Here is a 20,273-nt window from a genome sequence, read left to right as displayed (position 1 = left end):
TCTCATTGGGCCTGTTTCACGTGAAACAGGCCCATGGATTCATCGACGCTAGTGCACGGTCTCGGCGATGTGCTGCGTACCGATCCGCTTGCGGAACACCCAGTACGTCCAGCCCTGGTAGAGCATCACCACCGGCGTCGCGATGACCGCACACCAGGTCATGATCTTCAGCGTGTACGGGCTCGACGAGGCGTTGGTGACCGTCAGGCTCCACTCGTCATTGAGCGAGGACGGCATGACGTTCGGGAAGAGCGACAGGAAGAGCATCGCGACGGCGGCGACGATGGTGAGGCCCGACAGCGCGAACGCCCAGCCCTCGCGCCCCAGCTGGTTCGCCCCGATCGCCGCGACCAGGGCGACGACGGCCACGACCAGCGCGACCAGGCTCTTGCCGTCGCCGTTGTCGGCCTGGGTCCAGAGCAGGAAGGCCAGCGCGAGCACGGCCGTCACCAGACCGAGCCCGAGCGCCAGCTTCCTGGCCCGCTCCCGGATGTCGCCCAGGGTCTTGAGCGCCGCGAACACCGCCCCGTGGAAGGTGAACAGCGACAGCGTCACCAGGCCGCCCAGGATGGCGTACGGGTTGAGCAGGTCCCAGAGGTTGCCCACGTACTCGAAGTCCCGGTCGATCTTCACGCCCCGGACGATGTTGCCGAAGGCCACGCCCCACAGGAACGCCGGGAGCAGCGAGGTCCAGAAGATCGCGTTCTCCCAGTTGCGCTGCCACTGCTCCTCGGGCCGCTTCGCCCGGTACTCGAAGGCGACGCCACGCACGATCAGGCAGACCAGGATGAGCAGCAGCGGCAGGTAGAAGCCGGAGAAGAGCGTGGCGTACCACTCGGGGAAGGCGGCGAAGGTCGCGCCGCCCGCCGAGAGCAGCCACACCTCGTTGCCGTCCCAGACCGGCCCGATGGTGTTGATCAGCACCCGCTTCTCGGTCCGGTTCCGGGCGAGCAGCTTGGTGAGGACGCCGATCCCGAAGTCGAAGCCCTCCAGGAAGAAGTAGCCGGTCCACAGGACGGCGATGAGGACGAACCAGACGTCGTGAAGTTCCATGACTCAGCAGCTCCCTGGGCCTAGTACGAGAAGGCCATCGGCTTGTCGGCGTCCTTGGGGTCGCCGCCGATCTTCGTGGGTGGATTGAGGTCGGCCTCCGTGAGCTCGGGCGGACCGGCCTTGACGTACTTCACGAGCAGCTTGACCTCGATCACGGCGAGGATCGCGTAGAGCGTGGTGAAGACGATCATCGAGGTGAGGATCTCGCCCTGCGAGACACCGGGGGAGACCGCGTCGCGGGTCTGGAGCACGCCGTAGACGACCCAGGGCTGACGGCCCATCTCGGTGAAGATCCAGCCCCACGAGTTGGCGATCAGCGGGAACCCCAGGGTCAGGATCGCGATGCGCCAGTACCACTTGGTGAGCGTCGGGCCGAGAGCCTTGTTCTTGAAGAGCACCACGTGCGGCACTTCGTCGTCGCCGACCCGCAGATGCTTCCCCAGCATGAACTTCTTCCTGGTCAGCCAGAGTCCGGCCAGACCGATGGCGAAGGACGTCATGCCGAAGCCGATCATCCAGCGGAATCCCCAGTAGGCGACGGGGATGTTGGGCCGGTAGTCACCGGGCCCGAACCGCTCCTGCTCGGACTTGTTGACGTCGTTGATGCCGGGAACGTACGAGGTGAAGTCGTCCTTGGCCAGGAAGGACAGCAGTCCCGGGATCTCTATGGCGACCTTGTTGTGGCCGGCCTCGACATCCCCGTAGGCGAAGACGGAGAAGGGAGCGGGGGCCTCGCCGTCCCACAGCGCCTCGGCCGCGGCCATCTTCATCGGCTGCTGCTCGTACATGATCTTGCCGAGGGTGTCACCGCTGAGCGCGGTGAGCATGCCGCCGGCGACGACAGTGACCAGCCCGAGCCGCAGCGAGGTCTTCATCACGGGGATGTGCTTCTTGCGGACCAGGTGGAAGGCGGCGATGCCGACCATGAAGGCGCCGCCCGTGAGGAAGGCCGCGGAGAGGGTGTGGAAGGCCTGCGCGAGCGCGGTGTTCTGGGTCAGGACCAGCCAGAAGTCGGTGAGTTCGGCACGGCCCTTCTGCTCGTTGATCCGGTAGCCGACGGGGTGCTGCATCCACGAGTTGGCCGCGAGGATGAAGTACGCCGACAGGATCGTGCCGATCGAGACCATCCAGATGCAGGCGAGGTGGATCTTCTTGGGCAGCTTGTCCCAGCCGAAGATCCACAGGCCGATGAAGGTGGACTCGAAGAAGAAGGCGATCAGCGCCTCGAAGGCGAGGGGGGCACCGAAGACGTCACCGACGAAGCGCGAGTAGTCGGACCAGTTCATGCCGAACTGGAACTCCTGCACGATGCCCGTGACGACGCCCATCGCGATGTTGATCAGGAAGAGCTTGCCCCAGAACTTGGTGGCCTTGAGGTACTTCTCGTTCTCCGTCCGCACCCAGGCGGTCTGCAGGCCGGCGGTGAGCGCGGCGAGCGAGATCGTGAGCGGCACGAAGAGGAAGTGGTAGACGGTGGTGATGCCGAACTGCCATCGCGCCAGCGTCTCCGGCGCCAAAGCCATTTCCACGTCGTCATCTCCTTACATCGCCGAAGTATCGGCGTCAGTTTGTCCCGTTTGTCGCAGACATCACGGGATCAACTGGACACGCTTGTGAACGCGTTCACATTCACAAGCAATTATGACGCATGGCAGTTCGAGGGTTGACACGAGGGGGGTGCCGGATCGGTCACACCGGCCGACGGCACCCCCACCGACGAGCTCCGGCACCGGCCGGCACCCCCACTCGGCTCCAGCACCCCACCAACCGGCTAGAGCTCCTTGCGGAACGCCTCGGTCGTCTTGAGGAAGATGTCGTTCGCCTCGGTCTCGCCCACCGTGACCCGGACCCCTTCGCCGGCGAACGGCCGCACGACGACCCCGGCCTGCTCGCAGGCCGACGCGAAGTCGAGCGTGCGCTCACCGAGCCGCAGCCACACGAAGTTGGCCTGGGTCTCCGGCACCGTCCAGCCCTGCCCGCGCAGCGTCTCGACCACACGGGCGCGCTCGGACACCAGCGAACCCACCCGGCCGAGCAGCTCGTCCTCGGCCCGCAGCGAGGCGACCGCCGCGTCCTGCGCGAGCTGGCTCACACCGAAGGGCACGGCCGTCTTGCGCAGCGCCGCCGCCACCGGCTCATGGGCGATCGCGAAGCCGACCCGCAGCCCGGCCAGCCCGTACGCCTTGGAGAACGTGCGCAGCACGCACACGTTCGGGCGCTCGCGGTAGAGCTCGACGCCGTCCGGTACCTCGGTATCGCGGATGAACTCCCGGTACGCCTCGTCGAGGACCACCAGGACATCGCTCGGCACCCGGTCGAGGAACCGTTCCAGCTCGGCCCGGCGCACCACCGTGCCCGTGGGGTTGTTGGGGTTGCAGACGAAAATCAGCCGCGTCCGCTCGGTGATCGCGTCCGCCATCGCGTCGAGGTCGTGCACGTCCCCGGGCGTCAGCGGCACCTTCACCGACGTCGCCCCGCTGATCTGGGTGATGATCGGGTACGCCTCGAAGGACCGCCAGGCGTAGATCACCTCGTCGCCAGGACCCGAGGTCGCCTGCAGCAGCTGCTGGGCGACACCGACCGAACCGGTGCCCGTGGCCAGATGCGTGAGCGGCACACCGAAGCGGTCCGACAGCTCGTTCATCAGCCCCGTGCACGCCATGTCGGGGTAGCGGTTGAAGGCACCGGCCGCCGAGGCCACGCTCTCCAGAACGCCCGGCAGCGGCGGGTAGGGGTTCTCGTTGGAGGACAGCTTGTAGGCCACCGGGCCGTCCGCGGCCGCGGCAGCCTTCCCCGGCTTGTAGGTGGGGATACCCTCCAGCTCGGCACGCAGCCTCGGGCTCGTCTCGCTCACCGCACTCCTCCTCGTGACCGTCTCCGGCTCATGACCACCACCGGCTACCAATACTCCTCACCTTAAGAGGATTCGGCTCCGCTGCGTACGGCCGGGGACCGACGGCATCGGCGGCGCCCGGCAGCCGCGTACACACTCCCGGGCATCACCACCCGAAGGCGTACGAAAGTAGGGGGCGCGCCGCCCACCGGAGCACGCGCCGGTGGCTCGCGCCGTGGCGCGCATCCCTCGTGAAGGTGAGTTGAGACCTCTTCGAAACATGGCCCATTTGGCAGGCCCATGCGCGCCGACAAGTGACGTCCTGCCATTGAAACGGTCAACTCCCTTCCCTTCCAAGGGACTTGTCTGCTGATGACCATGCAGAAACGTGCCTGTCAACGCGTGCATATGCGTCCGCACTACCCCACCTCATGAGCCCTACTATCGGCTCGCCATGACAGCAGCAGGGAAGCACCAGGTGAGCCGGTCGGATACCTCCCGCCGAGGAAGCCGGCCGGGCCGGGCGGGCATCAGAGACGTGGCCGCGGCCGCGGGAGTGTCGATCACTACCGTGTCCGACGCGCTCAACGGCAAGGGGCGGCTCCCGGACGCCACCCGACGCCATGTCCGCGAGGTCGCCGACCGGCTGGGCTATCGCCCCTCCGCGGCGGCCCGAACCCTCCGTACCGGAAAGTCCGGCCTCATCGGCCTGACTGTGACGACCTACGGGGATGAACCTTTCACCTTCACGGAGTTCGCGTACTTCGCGGAGATGGCCAGAGCCGCCACCTCGGCCGCGCTCGCCCGGGGCTACGCCCTGGTCATCCTCCCCGCGACCTCGCGCCACGACGTGTGGTCGAACGTGGCCCTGGACGGGACGGTCGTCATCGACCCCTCCGACCAGGACCCGGTCGTCAGCGAACTGGTCCGCCAGGGCTTACCGGTGGTCTCCGACGGCCGCCCGGCCGGCTCGCTGCCGGTGACCGCCTGGGTGGACAACGACCACGAGGCCGCGGTCCTGGGCATCCTCGACCACCTGGCCGACGCCGGCGCCCGCCGGATCGGCCTCCTCACGGGGACGACCACGGACACGTACACACACCTGTCCACGACCGCGTACCTGCGCTGGTGCGAGCGCGTGGGCCAGGATCCGGTGTACGAGGCCTATCCCGCGCACGATCCGTGCGCGGGGGCCGTCGCCGCCGACCGGCTCCTCGCCCGGCCCGACCGGCCGGACGCCGTCTACGGGCTGTTCGACCCGAACGGCACCGACCTCCTCGCGGCGGCCCGCCGCTACGGACTGCGCGTACCGGAGGACCTGCTGCTCGTGTGCTGCAGCGAGTCCACCGTGTACGCCAACACCGAGCCGCCCGTCACGACACTCTCGCTCAAACCGCGTCGAATCGGCACGGCCGTGGTCCAGCTCCTCATCGACGCGATCGAGGGGGTCGAATCGGACCAACCGGTCGAGCAGGTGATACCGACCGAGCTGATCGTGCGGACGTCCTCCCAGCGACGGCCTCCCCGGACGACCGTCAGCCCGCCCCGATCACCGGAGGAGGGATGACCTCCGGATGACCTACGGGTAAAACCGGTGCGGAAAGCCCCTCCCAATTCGGGAGAAAACCACGGTGAACTGGGGTTCTGCTCCGATTCACCACCCCTGGGTCATCACATGGCGCGATCCGCATTCCTATGATGGGCGGACGACACCGCGGGCCGCTGCGACCAGGCAGTCCGACGCGGTGCAGATGCGGCGCGATGGTGGTGGAGGGGTCGATGACTCAGGGGGCCGGTCAGGGACCCGAGATGCGTACGCCGACGGTGCGCGACTTCCGCGTGCCGGCGTACGTCCACGAGGCCGGTCCGTACACACAGTCCCCCGGCCCGTACCCGCAGTCCGGCGAGGTGTACGACCAGGCCGCCGAGCCGTACGACCAGACCCGGGACCAGCCCGCCGGTCCCTACGGCGGAGCCTCGGGCCAGTACGAGCAGCCCGGCCACTACGCGCAGCAGACGCCTCCCGGCGAGGGCGCCGGACCGGTCGGCGAGCCGGCGGGCTACACACCGACGCAGCGCGATCTGCCCGTCATCAACCGCGGTGACACCCTTCAGGTACCGGTCGAGCCCGTCGCCGCACCGGTCGTCCAGCCCGCCGAAGGGCCGGGACCGCTGTACGTCGTCGGTGACGTCCACGGCTATCTCGACGAGCTCGTCGCCGCGCTGCGCGAGAAGGGCCTCATCGACATCGACGGGAGCTGGGCCGCGGGGACCTCGCGGCTGTGGTTCCTCGGTGACTTCACCGACCGCGGGCCCGACGGCATCGGCGTCATCGACCTCGTGATGCGGCTGTCCGCGGAGGCCGCCGCGGCCGGGGGCTACTGCAAGGCGCTGATGGGCAACCACGAGCTGCTGCTGCTCGGCGCCAAGCGGTTCGGGGACACCCCCGTCAACTCCGGGGCGGGCACGGCCACCTTCCAGGCCGCCTGGCTGCTGAACGGCGGCCAGAAGACCGACATGGAGCGCCTCCAGGACCACCATCTGCAGTGGATGGCCCGCCTCGACGCCATGGAGATGGCCGACGGGCATCTTCTGGTGCACTCCGACACCACCGCCTATCTCGACTACGGCGACTCCATCGAAGCGGTCAACGACACCGTCCGCGAAACGCTCACCCGCAACGACGCGGACGAGTGCTGGGACGTCTTCCGCAAGTTCACCAAGCGCTTCGCTTTCCGCGACGACGGCGGTGCGCAGGCGGTGCGTTCCTTGCTGGACATGTACGGCGGTTCACGCATCGTCCATGGTCACAGCCCCATTCCGTATCTCCTGGGGGAGGTCGGCTCGGAGGAGGGGGAGGATTCCCCGAACCCAGTCGTCGAAAAGCCGCATGTGTACGCGGACGGGCTCGCCATCGCGATGGACGGCGGCGTGACCATGGCCGGAAAGCTGCTGGTCCAGCAACTTCCCCTGGATAGCTGAGCGTTCATCGGGCAGGCGTCCCCCGACGGAGGACAAGCACAACACGGGGGCAAATTCTGGAAACCCCCTGTCACCGTGTGCCGTCACCGCTCTACCATCGGCTTATCCGTAGCAGGCTCCCCTCCGTTTCTGCCCGACGGCTCGTCAGCATGCCGAGCCCCAAGCCCTACGGAGCATCGGGGGATGCACATGAACAGCGTTCCGCAGCACCTGCTGAGCGAGGACCGCCAAGAGTACGAGCGGATCCTCGATGAGGCGCTGCGCTCCGCCCCACACCGTCCGGAACTCGCCGCTGTCGGTCAGCGGCTCAACCCCGAACAACTGCGCACGATGGCGCTCAACGCCACCGCTCTCATCACGGCGGCGGCGGCGACCGAGTACCAGCACTACGTGAAGGTCCGCGAGGAACTGCGCCAGCCGGCGCCGTCCACCCCTCCCGTCCGCGAAGGATCCACCAGCAGCACCACGGATCCGGCCACGGGCGCGGTGGGGATCGCCACCACCATGGGGGAGGTCGCCGAGACCGCCGGGGCAGGTGCCGCGGCGGTCGTCGCCGTGCTCGCCCCCGTCCTCGCCGGCACCGCCGCGGCGATCTTCCTGCTCGTCGGCTACATCCTGAAGATGCTCGACCCCCAGCCGGGCATCGCCCAGACCCTCCTCACCACCGGGTGGGTCTTCGGAGCCATCACGGCCGTCACGATCCTGGTGGCCGCGGTCGGTCTCCTGCTCGCCGCCCTGCGCAACGGCGCCAGTTCACTCCAGGCCGACGCGCACGGCGAACGCAGCGAAGAGGTGAACCGGGCCAGGGATGCCTGGCACGACGCCCTCCTGGAGCGCGGCATCATGCCGTTCCTCAGGGAGGCCCTCGCCGATCCGGGCACGGCCGCCCTCGGCCGTACGAAACCGTCGGCGCCGGTCAGCCGGATGCCCCAGCTCGGCTACAACCGGCCAGGCTTCAGCAGCCCGGACGGCGGCCCGACAGCGGGTCCCCGCCCCAGCTTCTCCAGCCCGGACTTCAGCAGCCCCGACTTCGGGGGGCCGGAGCACCAGCCGGAGTAGCCCCGCCCTCGCCCGGGCCCGGCCCCTTGTGGGGCGGGCAACCGGGCGCGGCCAGGCGGAGCGGGGCCCGACCGGCCGCAGCGTCGCGGGCACTACGCCCGCGACGGCCGCGTTCCGGCAGGTGCGGCCTCCGTGCCGTTGCCTCATGGCGCGCCTTCATACCGTGCCTTCATTCCGTTTCTACATGCGGCGCACGATCTGCGCGGTCGCTCGTTCGACCGGTGTGCGGTTGTAGACGTGCACCAGGGCGAGGTGGAAGAGCGCCGGTGCGAGTGGGGCCCACCGGTGGACGCGGTCGGCACGCAGCATGTACTTGACCACGGTCGCGGGGCGGAAGGGCACGTAGTCGATGGTCTGATGCTCCCAACGGTCCGCGACTCCCCTGCTCATTCGCGTTTGTAGGCCCTCGCGCGTCAGGTCCTTCAACTTTGCGTAGAAATGTGCGCTCCAGTGGCGCTTGTCGGTGTCGAGGACGAAGGCGAGCAGTTCCAGTGAGTACTCGTGGGGTTCCAGGGACAGTTCCTCGCGCATGCCCCGCCGGGCCACCGCGTGCAGGTCGGGGGCGCTCCGTCCGGAGGAATCGATGTGCCGTGACATGCCTTCGTTGACGGAGGAGTTCCAGACACCCGGCGCCATACGGACCCGGTCGCTTCGCTGGCTCACGACCACCATGTCGTCGGCGGTCACCACCGCGATGTTCACGGCGAAGCTGCACTGCAGGAATGCGGGTGCCGACAGCGGATCGTCCGGGTCGAGATAGCGGGACCGCGGGCTTGTTCCGTCGGGCAGGCGCCGGTCGAGCTGTTGAGCCGCCAGAAAGGTGAAGTAGTCCGTCGGACGCAGCCGGAGATGCACTTCGGGGTGCTCGTCGAGAGCGGTCCGGGACACGTCGAGCGATTCGACCGCGTAGCGAGGACCGTTCCACATCGGTGTCCGGCCCTCTGTCCGTCCCCGCGTGTTCTCCTCCTCGAGTTCGGTCCGCCAGCCGGCCATGTCCGAAGGCAGCTCGATCTCTTCGTCGAGTACTTGGATATAGACGGATTCAGCGGATATGGAAGACTCTCCGTCCCCTTCGACGATCAGGGCCGAGGTGTGAAGAGGCCCCAGAGAGAAGGTTCTCCACGCCGGACTGGACTCCTCCCGCTGCCTCAGGGTGCGTACGGCACGGGTCGAGCGGGTTCTCAGCCTGTACAAGCCGTTCTGCAGGGGTTGCTGGAACAGCACTGCGAACAGCATCCCCAGCACAGCGCCGACAACTCCGTTGGCCACATCGATCCCGCCCATGCCAGGCAGGGTAGGGAAGTTGATCACGCCATGCGCGATCTTGTCTCTACCGTTATGGCGTGGGGCCAAGGCATCGCGTTCCCCCGTAAGGCCCCGGCCGGGATGGCCGGGACCTCGGAGAAGGGGTCGGACAGCGCGCCGGAGTCAGTCGGCCATGGGCAGGTACACCCTGTTCCCGCTCGCCGCGAACTCCTTCGACTTCTGGAGCATCCCCTCGGCGACCTCCTCGGCCGTCGCCCCCGCAGCCGCAGTGCCGCCGAACTGCTCGGTGATGCTGTGACTGATCTTCATCGAGCAGAACTTCGGCCCGCACATGGAGCAGAAGTGCGCTGTCTTGGCGGGCTCGGCCGGGAGGGTCTCGTCGTGGAACTCCCGGGCCGTGTCGGGGTCGAGGGCCAGGTTGAACTGGTCCTCCCAGCGGAACTCGAAGCGGGCGTCCGACAACGCGTCGTCCCACTCCTGTGCGCCCGGGTGTCCCTTGGCGAGGTCCGCCGCATGGGCCGCGATCTTGTAGGTGATGACGCCCGTCTTGACGTCGTCACGGTTGGGCAGGCCCAAGTGCTCCTTGGGCGTGACGTAGCAGAGCATGGCCGTGCCCCACCAGGCGATCATCGCGGCACCGATGCCGGAGGTGATGTGGTCGTACGCCGGCGCGACGTCCGTCGTCAGCGGGCCGAGCGTATAGAACGGAGCTTCATCACAGATCTCCTGCTGAAGGTCGATGTTCTCCTTGATCTTGTGCATCGGGACATGCCCCGGGCCTTCGATCATGGTCTGTACGTTGAAACGCTTCGCGACCCTGTTGAGTTCCCCGAGCGTCCTCAACTCGGCGAACTGTGCTGCGTCGTTGGCGTCCGCGATCGATCCGGGCCGCAGGCCGTCGCCCAGCGAGTACGTGACGTCGTACGCCGCGAGGATCTCGCAGAGTTCCTCGAAGTTCTCGTACAGGAACGACTCCTTGTGGTGCGCCAGGCACCAGGCCGCCATGATCGAGCCGCCGCGCGAGACGATGCCGGTCTTGCGGTTCGCGGTCAGCGGGACGTACGGCAGCCGCACGCCCGCGTGGACGGTCATGTAGTCCACGCCCTGCTCGGCCTGCTCGACGACCGTGTCCTTGTAGATCTCCCAGGTCAGCTCCTCGGCCCGGCCGTCGACCTTCTCCAGCGCCTGGTAGAGCGGGACCGTGCCGATGGGGACGGGGGAGTTGCGCAGCACCCACTCCCGCGTGGTGTGGATATTGCGGCCGGTGGACAGGTCCATGACCGTGTCGGCGCCCCAACGGGTCGCCCAGGTCATCTTCTCGACCTCCTCCTCGATGGAGGAGGTGACCGCGGAGTTGCCGATGTTGGCGTTGACCTTCACCAGGAACCGCTTGCCGATGATCATCGGCTCGATCTCCGGGTGGTTGACGTTGGCCGGCAGCACGGCCCGGCCCGCCGCGATCTCCTCGCGGACGACCTCGGGAGAAACGTTCTCCCGGATGGCCACGTACTCCATCTCCGGCGTGACCTCGCCCCGCCTGGCGTACGCGAGTTGCGTCACCGCCTGTCCGTCACGGCTGCGCCGGGGCTGGCGCGGACGCCCCGGGAAGACCGCGTCGAGGTTGCGCAGTCCACCGCGCGGCGAGGTGTGCTTGATCCCGTCGTCCTCGGGGCGGACGGGCCGGCCCGCGTACTCCTCGGTGTCACCGCGGGCGATGATCCAGTTGGCCCGGACAGCTCCGAGACCCCTGCGTACGTCGGTGTCGACGGTCGGATCGGTGTACGGGCCGGAGGTGTCGTACAGGGTGACCGACTGCCCGTTGGTGAGGTGCACCTGACGGACCGGCACCCGCAGGTCGGGGCGTGAACCCTCGACATACGCCTTGTGCCAGCCGATGGACTTCCCGGCCTCGCCGTTCTCGGGCGAAGCAGTCGCTCCACCGCTCTCGGCCGAGGCGAACGCCCCGTCCGTCAGGCTGGAGGCAGGCGTGCGTGCGTCCTTGTTGGTCATGAGACCTACTCCCTACGCCGGCATTACCCGGTAACAGGTTCGGCGGTCGACGCAGCGATTTCCGTCCGGCGATGTTCCACGTGAAACATCGCGTCTACGGAGGTCAGCGCCCTCTCAGCCCGGTGCTCCGAGCTCCCGCGTGTGCAAAGGTGCCTCCACGCTAGCGTCAGATGTGGCGCGGTGAACAGTGGGCCCGGGCTGTTCTTGCGATGATCGGTCGGTGACCACGACGCAACAGCCCCCACTCCCGCCGTCCGAACCGCCCCACGGACACGGCCACGACGGCCATGGGCACGGCGGCGGACAGGGGCACGGACCCCACGGCCCCGGAGGGGGCGGCGGCGGAGACCGGCCCGGCGGTGGCGACGGTGGCGGGCCGGGTGGTGGCGGGCACGGCCACTCGCACAGTCACGGACCCGCAGCACCTGTCTCGATGCATCTGCGCAAGGTCATCGCGGCCGTGCTGATCCCCTTCGCGGCGGCGGTCGTCGTCGGCCTCGTGGTGCTCTGGCCCGGCGGCGCCCCGGGGCACGAGCGCACCGGAGTCGGCTTCGACCGGCAGACCCAGCAGGCCACCGTGACCAAGGTCGACAAGGTCGACTGCAAGTCGGTGAACGCCTCGGGGGAGACGCCGACCGGCGACACCTCGACCGCCGAGGGCTCGTCGGCGCAGCAACAGGCGTCCGGCAGCTGCAAGAAGGCGACGGTCCGGGTCGACACCGGCAAGGACAAGGGCCGTACGTTCACGGAGATCGTCCAGCCGGACTCCTCGCGGCAGCTGGAGCAGGGCCAGGAGGTGATCGTCGCGTACGCGCCGGACGCCCCCAAGGAGCTCCAGTACTCGGTCACCGACGTGAACCGCAAGCTCCCGATGACGGTGCTCGCCGGTATCTTCGCCGTCGCCGTGGTCCTGGTGGGCCGGATGCGCGGCGTCATGGCACTGGTCGCCCTGGCCGCCAGCTTCCTCATCCTGACGTTCTTCATCCTCCCCGCGATCCTGCAGGGCTCGAACCCCCTGGTCGTGGCGGTGGTCGGGGCGAGCGCCATCATGCTGATCGCGCTCTATCTGTGCCATGGACTGTCGGCCCGTACGTCGGTGGCGGTGGTCGGCACCCTGCTCTCCCTGTTGCTGATCGGGCTGCTCGGCTCGCTGTTCATCGACTGGGCCGCGCTGACCGGCAACACGGACGACAACACCGGTCTGATCCACGGGCTGTACCCGTCCATCGACATGAGCGGCCTGCTGCTCGCGGGCATCATCATCGGCTCGCTGGGTGTGCTCGACGACGTGACGGTGACGCAGACGTCGGCGGTCTGGGAGCTGCACGAGGCCAATCCGATGATGGGCTGGCGCGGGCTGTACCGCGCGGGCATCCGTATCGGCCGCGACCACATCGCGTCGGTCGTCAACACGCTCGTCCTGGCGTACGCGGGCGCCGCGCTGCCGCTGTTGCTGCTCTTCTCCATCGCGCAGAGCAGTGTGGGAACGGTGGCCAACAGCGAGTTGGTCGCCGAGGAGATCGTGCGCACGCTCGTCGGCTCGATCGGACTGGTCGCCTCCGTGCCGGTGACCACGGTTCTCGCCGCCCTGGTGGTCTCGGCGGACCGCCCGGGCCCCGCAGCCCCGGCACCACAGGAACAGCCGCAGCCGCAGCCTCAGTCGGGCGCCAGGGCGCCTCTGCGCGGCGGGAGCGGCCGTCGCCGCAAGCACTGAAGCCGGCCCGTGCGGATCCGGTTGCCGAGAGCCGAGGGCCGAGAGCTGAGAAGAAGCGTTACGGCAGTCCGCACGGCCGCGGAGCAACAAGCCGTATGCCGCACAGCCGACGCCGGGTGGGATGAGCACGCGTCACACCCGTACGGGCCGACGTACAGCGAGGCGGCGTCGCGCCCGCCCCAGACCAGTATCGCTTCATCCGGCGCTCTGTTCCTCCGCCAGGATGCGGTTCAGCGCCTCGTCGAGGTGCGTGTCGAAGTCCGCGAGGGAACGCTCCTGGCCCAGCGGCACCAGCCTGTCCGTACGGTCGAGGAACGCCAGCAGCGGCGCCGTCCCACAGCGGAACAACGCGTGGTCGCCACCCACCTGAAGCCGGATCAGCACATCGCCGAACCCCTCGGTGTCGGCGGGAGCGATGTGCACATCACCGTCACCGCACGCCCGGCCCACCCCGTCGATCAGCAGCTCCCTGCCGAAGGCCCAGGTCACCGGGGCGTCTCCGGGCAGATGGAAGGTCAGCCGCACGGCATAGGGATCACAGGTCTCGTAGCGCAGCTCCACCGGGATGCGAAAGGAGAGCTCCTCCGAGACGACGAAGCTCATCATGACCTCTGCCTGTACTACCGACTCGCGCATCGCCTACCCCGTCGTTCGCCTTCGCCTGGCCGGGAATCATCCACCTGACACTGCTGGCATCTTGCTGAACGTGCACACCAGATCACAAGGAGTGAGTTTTCAGATGCTGATAGAGAGCGAGAGTGACCCCAGCAGTCGGCCGATCTCGCTCTGCAATCGGCGTGCCGCCGGCAGCAGTCGGTCGGCCTGGTGGGCCGGCAGGGAAATGGCAATTGTGGCTGCAGTACTGCCCACAGTGATCGGAATCGCGGCGCAGACCGTGCCCAGCGCGTACTCCTGACGCTCGATCACGGGCTGCATGCGTCGCGCCGATTCGAGGCGTCGCAACAGGGTTCGATCGTCACGCACCGTATATGGCGTGATGGACCGGACGGAGTAACGGTCGACGTGGTCCCGACGGGCATCGTCGTCGAGCTGGGACAGCAGACACTGGCCGATCGCGTGCGCATGACCCGTCTCGCGGAAGTCGGCCCACTCCTCGACGGCGGGATTGGCCGGGGTGTCGGCGACGCACTGGACCTCGATCTCACCGTCGCGGTAGAGCGCGTAGTACACGGGCGCGCCGATCGAATCACGGCACTGCGCGAGTGCGTCGGCGACCATGCTGCGACGTTTCTGCTGGGCACCGCTGTTGGTCAACCGCTCGACCGCTTCGCCGAGGAAGAACAGGCCCTTCTCCCGGCGCAGATAGCCCTCGTGGGCCAGCGTGCGCAACAGGTGGTACGCCGTGGGCAGGGCGAGCCCGGCCTCGCGGGCGAGCTGCTTCGCGGGCGCCCCGTGCTCATGGCGGGCGACGGACTCCAGGAGGCGCATCGCGCGCTGCACGGATCCGATGAGGGTCGTGGGATGCGGTTCGGAGGAAGGGACGTGCGGTCCTGCGGGTGCGGTGTCAACCGTGGCCAAGGGTTACTCCCGAAGCGCGAGGGGGGCCGCCCGTGCGGGGGTAACACGGGAGGGATCGGAGCGCCGCTCGCGGGAATCAACCCCGCGTCGAATTCCGGACTTTAACCGTCTGCCACCGCTCGCAGACGGCCTGTGCCGAAACTTCCCTCGCCCGAGGGAACTGGCGGTTCCTGTTACCGCCGGCCGGTTGCCGACCGGCGGGTCTCCCCCTGCCTACCAGTCGCTCCTCGACGAGGAGCTCGACATGAACTTCCGTACGACGTAGATCAGTCCGCCGACCAACGCCACGAAGACCAGAAGCTTGAAGAGCAGGCCGATCACGAAACCGACGACGCTCGCTATCAGGCCGCCGAACACGACCAGGGCGATGACCGGCACCGCGACCCACTTAATCCACCACGGCATACCCGCGAAGATCTCTCGCATCGCCCTTGTTCCTTGTCTCTCTGCCCGTTTCCGAGTGCTGTCCGAGCCCGTTCCCGAAGGATGACGGGTCTTGAATGTCCTGCCCTCGATGCTAGGCGCGGCAGGGGTGCCGACGGGGGCCTCGCACCCCTTGTCCTCCCCTGAACGTTCCCCTAGGGAACCCTGAGGCGGAGGTCAGCTCTCGGGCGGAGAGAAGACCACCACAACCCGCAGATCCTCGCTGATGTGGTGGAACTTGTGGGCCACCCCCGCGGGCACGTAGACGACGCTGCCGCGTGCCACCTGGGTCGTCTCCATGCCGACGGTGATCGCCGCACGGCCGCTGACGACGAAGTACACCTCGTCCTGGCGGTGGGGCTGCTGAGGGTCCTGGGTGCCCGCGTCCAGCGCGTACAGGCCGACCGACATGTTCTTCTCACGCAGGAACTGGAGGTACGCGCCGTCGTTGGCGGCGCGCTCCGCCTCCAGTTCGTCCAGCCGGAATGCCTTCATCGCCCTTGTCCGCCCTTGCCCCGCTGCTCGTAGTCGATCTCGTCTGTCACGATCAGACACATGAAGAATTTCGTAGTCAAGACGATCGCCAACGCCGGCGCCCTGGCTGTCGCCGTGTGGCTGCTCGACAAGATCACCCTGTCCGGTGACAGCACGGGCAAGGAGATAGGCACGCTGCTGCTCGTCGCACTGGTCTTCGGCCTGGTCAACTTCCTGGTCAAGCCGATCGTGCAGGTGCTGACGTTCCCGCTGTTCATTCTCACGCTCGGCCTGATCACGCTGGTGGTCAACGCCCTGATGCTGCTGCTCACCTCTTGGCTGGCGGACGTTCTCGACCTGAGCTTCCACGTCGAGGGCTTCTGGACCGCCGTCCTGGGCGGCCTGATCATCTCCATCGTCTCCTGGGCGCTGAACGTCGTCCTCCCCGACAAGGACTGAGCGATCCGATGCCCTATCGCGTGTGCTTCGTCTGCACCGGCAACATCTGCCGCTCCCCGATGGCCGAATCCGTCTTCCGCGCGCGGGTGGCGGAGGCCGGGCTGGAGGACCTGGTCGAGGTGGACAGCGCCGGCACCGGCGGCTGGCACGAGGGTGACGGCGCCGACCCGCGTACCGTCTCCGTACTGGAAGCAGGCGGTTACGAGGGCGGCCATGCGGCCCGCCAGTTCCACGCCGACTGGTTCGCCCGTCTCGACCTGGTCATAGCCCTCGACGCCGGCCACCTGCGGGCCCTGCGCCGCCTCGCCCCCACCGAGGCGGACGCCGAGAAGGTGCGGCTGCTGCGCTCGTACGACCCTGCCGTCGCGTCGGCCTCAGGAGCCGACCTCGACGTACCGGACCCCTACTACGGGGGCCTGGACGGCTTCGAGGAGTGTCTTGAGATGGTGGAGGCGGCGAGCCCCGGACTGCTCGCCGCGGTACGGCAGCAAGTGGAGGGACAGGCGGCATGACAGATTCCGTTACAGGAGCCGGTGACGGCACACGCGCGGTGCGGGCAGGGCTGCCCGAGCCCGTCAAGCACGAGCCGACCCTCCCGGGGCCGGTCTTCGCCGCCCACTTCCATCTGCCGGGCGACCCCACGGGCCCGTACACCTACGGCCGCGACGAGAACCCGACCTGGACCCACCTGGAGCGCGCCATCGGCGAGCTGGAGGCGCCGGGCCGGGACGACGTCGAAACGCTCGTCTTCGCCTCCGGCATGGCCGCCATCTCGGCCGTCCTCTTCTCCCAGCTGAGCGCCGGCGACACGGTCGTGCTGCCCGACGACGGCTATCAGGTGCTGCCGCTCGTACGCGCGCAACTGGAGGCATACGGAGTCGAGGTGCGCACCGCCCCGACCGGCGGCGACGCCCAGCTCGACGTCCTCGACGGCGCGAAGCTGCTGTGGATCGAGACCCCGTCGAACCCGGGGCTCGACGTGTGCGACGTGCGGCGGCTCGTCGAGGCGGCGCACGCGCGGGGCTGTCTGGTCGCCGTCGACAACACCCTGGCGACCCCGCTCGGGCAGCGCCCGCTGGAGCTGGGCGCCGATTTCTCCGTGGCCAGCGGCACCAAGCAGCTCACCGGGCACGGCGACATCCTCCTGGGGTACGTCACTGGTGGCGACGCCGCGGCGATGACCTCCGTACGCCGCTGGCGCAAGATCGTCGGGGCGATTCCGGGGCCCATGGAGGCGTGGCTCGCGCACCGCTCCATCGCGACGCTCCAACTGCGTGTGGACCGGCAGAACGCCAATGCGCTCGTGATCGCCGAGGCCCTGCGCGACCGGCACGAGGACCTCGGGGTCCGTTATCCGGGGCTGCCCGGCGACCCGTCGCACAAGATCGCCTCGCAGCAGATGCGGCGCTTCGGGTGCGTGGTGTCGTTCACGCTGCCCACGCGCGCGCGTGCCGACCGTTTTCTCGACGCGCTGCGGCTGGTGGACGACGCGACCAGCTTCGGCGGTGTGCGGTCGACGGCCGAGCGGCGTGGTCGCTGGGGCGGCGACGCGGTGCCGGAGGGCTTCATCCGTTTCTCGGCCGGTGCCGAGGATCCTCAGGACCTCCTGGCCGATGTGCTGCGCGCACTCGACGAGTCCTCGCGCTGAACGCCTTCTGAGTCACCGGTCCAGTAACGGGCACGTACGACGGACGGTCCGAGCCTCCCCCCTCGTGGCTCGGACCGCCCCGGTTCTGCGCGCGAAGAACCGCGCGAACAAGGCTAGTTGACTCTGTGTCAGTGTCCAATCACAGTAGCGACAGAGACCTATCGACATATTTATAGTTGGGGGCTTCCGGGGAGCTGGAGAGAGAAGGGACGCCATGGATCTGGCCTTGCTGCGGACCTTCGTGACCGTGCACCGGGCCGGCTCCTTCACCCGCGCAGCCGCCCTGCTGGGCCTCTCGCAGCCTGCCGTCACCTCCCAGATCCGGACCCTCGAACGACAGCTGGGACGCCCTCTCTTCCTGCGTCAGGCCCGTGGAGTGACCCCTACGACCATGGGCGACGAACTCGCCCACAAGGCGGCACCCCATCTCGACGCCCTGGTGGAGATCGCCGAGACGGGCCTCGACGAGGACTCCTCCGTACGCACACTCCATCTCGCCGGTCCGCCGGAGTTCACCGCCGAACGCGCCCTGCCCGCGCTCACCGAGCTGACCGGGGACGACGGCCAGGGCTTCGCACTGCGCGCCTCCTTCGGAAATGCCGAGGAGACGCTGGAAGGGCTTGCCGCCGGACATCACGATCTGGCCATCAGTACGGCCCGCCCGCGCGGCTCCCTGCTCACCGCGACTCCGCTCTGCGACGAGGAGCACGTCCTGGTCGCCGCCCCGCGCTGGGCCGACCGCCTCGGCTCCGGTTCGTTACGTCACCAGGACGAGCCCACCCTGGAGAACTTCCCCGTGGTGGAGGTGCACGAGTCGCTGCCGTTCGTCGCCCGCTACTGGGCCTCCGTCTTCGACTCCCGCCCGGCCACCTCGGGCACCGTCATCGTCCCCGACCTGCGCGCCGTCCTCGCCTGCGCGACCACCGGCGCCGGGCTCGCGGTGTTGCCGCGCTATCTGTGCGCACCGGCTCTGGCGCGGGGGGACGTGGTCGCGCTGACCGAACCCGCGGTGCCCCCGCTTCGTACGTACTTCCTGGTGGTGCGCACCGGCACACTGGCCATGCCGCATATTGCGCGGGCGCACGAGTGGCTCATGCGCGCCGCCATAGACTGGTCGTGACCAAGATGCATCACCTCGTCAAGAGGGCGATGTTTCACGTGGAACCAACTGGGCCACATTTCTCCCATGACCGTCCGACCCGTGGTCAAGCGCACCGCCCGGGCCGTCCTACTGGACGGCAACGACCTGGTCCTCATCAAGCGGACCAAGCCCGGCGTCGATCCCTACTGGCTGACGCCCGGCGGCGGGGTCGAACCGGAGGACACGACCGTCGTCGACGCACTCCACCGTGAGGTGCACGAGGAACTCGGCGCCAAGATCACCGATGTGGTGCCCTGCTTCGTCGACACCGTCGAGCACATCGGCGAGGACGCCGGCACGACCGGCGTGAAGGTGCAGCACTTCTTCGTCTGCCGCCTGGAATCCATGGACCCGTCGCTGCGCCACGGCCCCGAGATCGACGAGCCCTGCGGAGAGTACGAGATCGTGCGGATCCCCTTCACCCGCGTGGGCATCGCTTCCGTCCATCTCGTACCGCTGTCCCTGCGGCACTATCTCGACGGGAACATCGAGGGCGTACGGGCGATGCACGCACCCGATCTGGGCTGACGGCCGACTCGGAGTCAGTATCCGGTCACGACGAGCTCTTCCACCGCGTCGTGACGGATCCTCTCCGACGGGATGCCGATGTCCCTGAGCGCGTCGACGCCGCTGCGGATCATGCCGGGCGGGCCCGACAGGTACGCGTCGTACTCGTTCCACGGCCCGTACTCGCGTACGGCGTCGGGGAGGTGCAGGTGCCCGTGCTGGTCGACTATCGGGCGCACAGCGAGCCAGGGGTGGCTCTGCTGGAGCCGGAGCATCGTGTCGATGTCGTACAGGTCGTGATCGGTGCGGGCTCCGTAGAAAACCTCGACCGGGCGCCGCTCACCGTGCTCGGCGACGTCCTCGACCAGGGCCTTTATCGGCGCTATGCCGGTACCGCCGCCCAGACAGAGCAGACCGCTGTCGGTGGTGTGGTCGACGGTCATCGAGCCGGCAGGGGGGCCGAGCCGGACGACGTCGCCCGGGCGGGCGCGGTGCACCAGCGCGTTGGAGACCCAGCCCGCCGGAATCGCCTTCACATGGAACGACAGCAGTCCGTCGGAGCGGGGCGCCGAGGCGAACGAGTAGTGCCGCCAGATCCGCGGCCACCAAGGGGTCTCCACGCTTGCGTACTGGCCGGCGAGGAAGGGGTACGGCTGGTCGGGGCGGACCGTGATGACGGCGACGTCCGGGGTCCTGAGGTCGTGCGAGATCACCTCGCCGTGCCACCAGGGCGGGGCCCGCAGCTCGTCCGCCGCCGCGGCGTCGATCATGACCTGCGAGATCGTCGTGTACGCGCGGACCCAGGCAGCCTCGGTCTCCCCGTCCCAGACCGACGAGGCGAACCGGCTGAGCGAGCCGATCAGGCATTCGCCGACGGCCGGGTAGTGCTCGGGGCGGGTGCCGTACTTGCGGTGACCACGACCGAGGTTCTTCAGATACGCGACCAGGACCTCGGGGTTGTCGATGTGCTCGGCCGCGGTCAGCAGTGCCCGCAGGAGCCGGTCCCGCTGAGTGTCCATCGCGGCGGGGAAGAGCTGGCGCAGCTCCGGGTGCCGTACGAAGAGCAGCGCGTAGAAGTACGAGGTGACCTTGTCGGCGACGGGGCCCACCTCGGCCATGGTCCGGCGGATGAGGACGGCGTCGGGGGAGGCGGCCTGTGCGGGGG

At 68.4% G+C, this 20,273-nt stretch carries 19 protein-coding genes; 9 read left to right on the top strand and 10 right to left on the bottom strand.

Annotated elements, in window-relative coordinates; all coding sequences use genetic code 11:
- Window positions 1–48 precede the first annotated feature (48 nt).
- The 3 genes from cydB to hisC form a co-directional block, all read right to left on the bottom strand.
- On the bottom strand, window positions 49–1,053 hold the full coding sequence (cydB, locus tag AOK17_RS00985) for a cytochrome d ubiquinol oxidase subunit II (protein ID WP_055610310.1): 1,005 nt from the start codon (window positions 1,051–1,053) through the stop codon (window positions 49–51).
- 20 nt (window positions 1,054–1,073) lie between these two features.
- Entirely contained in the window at window positions 1,074–2,582 is a 1,509-nt protein-coding gene (locus AOK17_RS00980) for a cytochrome ubiquinol oxidase subunit I (RefSeq protein ID WP_055610309.1), read from the bottom strand.
- Between the two features lie 242 nt (window positions 2,583–2,824).
- On the bottom strand, window positions 2,825–3,907 hold the full coding sequence (gene hisC, locus AOK17_RS00975; RefSeq protein ID WP_055610308.1) for a histidinol-phosphate transaminase: 1,083 nt from the start codon (window positions 3,905–3,907) through the stop codon (window positions 2,825–2,827).
- A gap of 433 nt (window positions 3,908–4,340) precedes the next feature.
- On the opposite strand from hisC, the gene AOK17_RS00970 reads away from it, so the two are divergent.
- The 3 genes from AOK17_RS00970 (at window position 4,341) to AOK17_RS00960 (ending at window position 7,927) form a co-directional block, all read left to right on the top strand.
- A complete protein-coding gene (locus AOK17_RS00970) occupies window positions 4,341–5,453 on the top strand; it encodes a LacI family DNA-binding transcriptional regulator (protein WP_079052719.1) in 1,113 nt (370 codons plus the stop codon).
- A 212-nt stretch (window positions 5,454–5,665) separates the two neighbouring features.
- On the top strand, window positions 5,666–6,868 hold the full coding sequence (locus AOK17_RS00965; protein ID WP_055610306.1) for a metallophosphoesterase: 1,203 nt from the start codon (window positions 5,666–5,668) through the stop codon (window positions 6,866–6,868).
- Window positions 6,869–7,051: 183 nt separating this feature from the next.
- On the top strand, window positions 7,052–7,927 hold the full coding sequence (locus AOK17_RS00960) for a hypothetical protein (RefSeq protein ID WP_055610305.1): 876 nt from the start codon (window positions 7,052–7,054) through the stop codon (window positions 7,925–7,927).
- Between the two features lie 180 nt (window positions 7,928–8,107).
- Here AOK17_RS00960 and AOK17_RS00955 read toward each other — a convergent pair whose 3' ends face one another.
- Both AOK17_RS00955 and thiC read right to left on the bottom strand, forming a co-directional pair.
- Window positions 8,108–9,280 (bottom strand): NUDIX hydrolase, encoded by a 1,173-nt coding sequence (locus AOK17_RS00955; RefSeq protein WP_245696968.1) that lies wholly within the window; start codon window positions 9,278–9,280, stop codon window positions 8,108–8,110.
- A gap of 75 nt (window positions 9,281–9,355) precedes the next feature.
- Window positions 9,356–11,203: a phosphomethylpyrimidine synthase ThiC gene (thiC, locus tag AOK17_RS00950; RefSeq protein ID WP_055610303.1), complete on the bottom strand. Its 1,848-nt coding sequence runs from the start codon at window positions 11,201–11,203 to the stop codon at window positions 9,356–9,358.
- 220 nt (window positions 11,204–11,423) lie between these two features.
- Here thiC and AOK17_RS00945 point away from each other — a divergent pair, with 220 nt between their 5' ends.
- The gene (locus tag AOK17_RS00945) at window positions 11,424–12,917 is read left to right on the top strand and encodes a YibE/F family protein (RefSeq protein WP_055610302.1); all 1,494 of its coding nucleotides are present in this window, start codon (window positions 11,424–11,426) and stop codon (window positions 12,915–12,917) included.
- A gap of 195 nt (window positions 12,918–13,112) precedes the next feature.
- Here the strand turns inward: AOK17_RS00945 and AOK17_RS00940 are convergent, their stop codons facing one another.
- From AOK17_RS00940 to AOK17_RS00925, 4 genes are all read right to left on the bottom strand, one after another.
- Window positions 13,113–13,553: an SsgA family sporulation/cell division regulator gene (locus AOK17_RS00940; RefSeq protein WP_055610301.1), complete on the bottom strand. Its 441-nt coding sequence runs from the start codon at window positions 13,551–13,553 to the stop codon at window positions 13,113–13,115.
- Between the two features lie 99 nt (window positions 13,554–13,652).
- On the bottom strand, window positions 13,653–14,456 hold the full coding sequence (locus tag AOK17_RS00935; protein WP_257678060.1) for an IclR family transcriptional regulator: 804 nt from the start codon (window positions 14,454–14,456) through the stop codon (window positions 13,653–13,655).
- Between the two features lie 213 nt (window positions 14,457–14,669).
- Window positions 14,670–14,882, bottom strand: a complete 213-nt coding sequence (locus AOK17_RS00930; RefSeq protein ID WP_055610300.1) for a DUF5326 family protein — start codon at window positions 14,880–14,882, stop codon at window positions 14,670–14,672.
- Window positions 14,883–15,056: 174 nt separating this feature from the next.
- Window positions 15,057–15,374, bottom strand: a complete 318-nt coding sequence (locus AOK17_RS00925) for a cupin domain-containing protein (protein ID WP_055610299.1) — start codon at window positions 15,372–15,374, stop codon at window positions 15,057–15,059.
- Window positions 15,375–15,434: 60 nt separating this feature from the next.
- On the opposite strand from AOK17_RS00925, the gene AOK17_RS00920 reads away from it, so the two are divergent.
- From AOK17_RS00920 to AOK17_RS00900, 5 genes are all read left to right on the top strand, one after another.
- The gene (locus AOK17_RS00920) at window positions 15,435–15,812 is read left to right on the top strand and encodes a phage holin family protein (RefSeq protein WP_055610298.1); all 378 of its coding nucleotides are present in this window, start codon (window positions 15,435–15,437) and stop codon (window positions 15,810–15,812) included.
- A gap of 8 nt (window positions 15,813–15,820) precedes the next feature.
- Window positions 15,821–16,324, top strand: coding sequence for a low molecular weight protein-tyrosine-phosphatase (locus AOK17_RS00915; RefSeq protein ID WP_055610297.1), 504 nt, complete (start codon window positions 15,821–15,823; stop codon window positions 16,322–16,324).
- Window positions 16,321–17,460, top strand: a complete 1,140-nt coding sequence (locus tag AOK17_RS00910) for a cystathionine gamma-lyase (protein WP_055610296.1) — start codon at window positions 16,321–16,323, stop codon at window positions 17,458–17,460. Before AOK17_RS00915 ends, AOK17_RS00910 begins: the two co-directional genes overlap by 4 nt.
- A 214-nt stretch (window positions 17,461–17,674) precedes the next feature.
- A complete protein-coding gene (locus tag AOK17_RS00905) occupies window positions 17,675–18,580 on the top strand; it encodes a LysR family transcriptional regulator (protein WP_055610295.1) in 906 nt (301 codons plus the stop codon).
- Between the two features lie 66 nt (window positions 18,581–18,646).
- Window positions 18,647–19,129: an NUDIX domain-containing protein gene (locus tag AOK17_RS00900; RefSeq protein ID WP_055610294.1), complete on the top strand. Its 483-nt coding sequence runs from the start codon at window positions 18,647–18,649 to the stop codon at window positions 19,127–19,129.
- Between the two features lie 14 nt (window positions 19,130–19,143).
- On the opposite strand, the gene AOK17_RS00895 is transcribed toward AOK17_RS00900, so the two are convergent.
- Window positions 19,144–20,273, bottom strand: a 1,130-nt coding sequence (locus AOK17_RS00895; protein WP_055610293.1) for a globin domain-containing protein, incomplete at its 5' end; no start/stop codon positions are given.

Source organism: Streptomyces phaeochromogenes, assembly GCF_001418655.1.
Classification (GTDB): domain Bacteria; phylum Actinomycetota; class Actinomycetes; order Streptomycetales; family Streptomycetaceae; genus Streptomyces; species Streptomyces phaeochromogenes.
Note: the sequence above shows the minus strand (reverse complement) of the source record. Positions and strands in the feature narration are given on the sequence as shown.

What these genes read in the sequence shown, in the direction of transcription:
- AOK17_RS00920 (WP_055610298.1), top strand. Translation starts at nt 15,435, where the DNA reads ATGAAGAATTTCGTAGTCAAGACGATCGCCAACGCCGGCGCCCTGGCT.
- AOK17_RS00960 (WP_055610305.1), top strand. Translation starts at nt 7,052, where the DNA reads ATGCACATGAACAGCGTTCCGCAGCACCTGCTGAGCGAGGACCGCCAA.
- AOK17_RS00965 (WP_055610306.1), top strand. Translation starts at nt 5,666, where the DNA reads ATGACTCAGGGGGCCGGTCAGGGACCCGAGATGCGTACGCCGACGGTG.
- AOK17_RS00915 (WP_055610297.1), top strand. Translation starts at nt 15,821, where the DNA reads ATGCCCTATCGCGTGTGCTTCGTCTGCACCGGCAACATCTGCCGCTCC.
- AOK17_RS00940 (WP_055610301.1), bottom strand. Translation starts at nt 13,553, where the DNA reads ATGCGCGAGTCGGTAGTACAGGCAGAGGTCATGATGAGCTTCGTCGTC.
- AOK17_RS00925 (WP_055610299.1), bottom strand. Translation starts at nt 15,374, where the DNA reads ATGAAGGCATTCCGGCTGGACGAACTGGAGGCGGAGCGCGCCGCCAAC.
- thiC (WP_055610303.1), bottom strand. Translation starts at nt 11,203, where the DNA reads ATGACCAACAAGGACGCACGCACGCCTGCCTCCAGCCTGACGGACGGG.
- AOK17_RS00930 (WP_055610300.1), bottom strand. Translation starts at nt 14,882, where the DNA reads ATGCGAGAGATCTTCGCGGGTATGCCGTGGTGGATTAAGTGGGTCGCG.
- AOK17_RS00900 (WP_055610294.1), top strand. Translation starts at nt 18,647, where the DNA reads ATGACCGTCCGACCCGTGGTCAAGCGCACCGCCCGGGCCGTCCTACTG.
- AOK17_RS00970 (WP_079052719.1), top strand. Translation starts at nt 4,341, where the DNA reads ATGACAGCAGCAGGGAAGCACCAGGTGAGCCGGTCGGATACCTCCCGC.
- AOK17_RS00910 (WP_055610296.1), top strand. Translation starts at nt 16,321, where the DNA reads ATGACAGATTCCGTTACAGGAGCCGGTGACGGCACACGCGCGGTGCGG.
- AOK17_RS00905 (WP_055610295.1), top strand. Translation starts at nt 17,675, where the DNA reads ATGGATCTGGCCTTGCTGCGGACCTTCGTGACCGTGCACCGGGCCGGC.
- cydB (WP_055610310.1), bottom strand. Translation starts at nt 1,053, where the DNA reads ATGGAACTTCACGACGTCTGGTTCGTCCTCATCGCCGTCCTGTGGACC.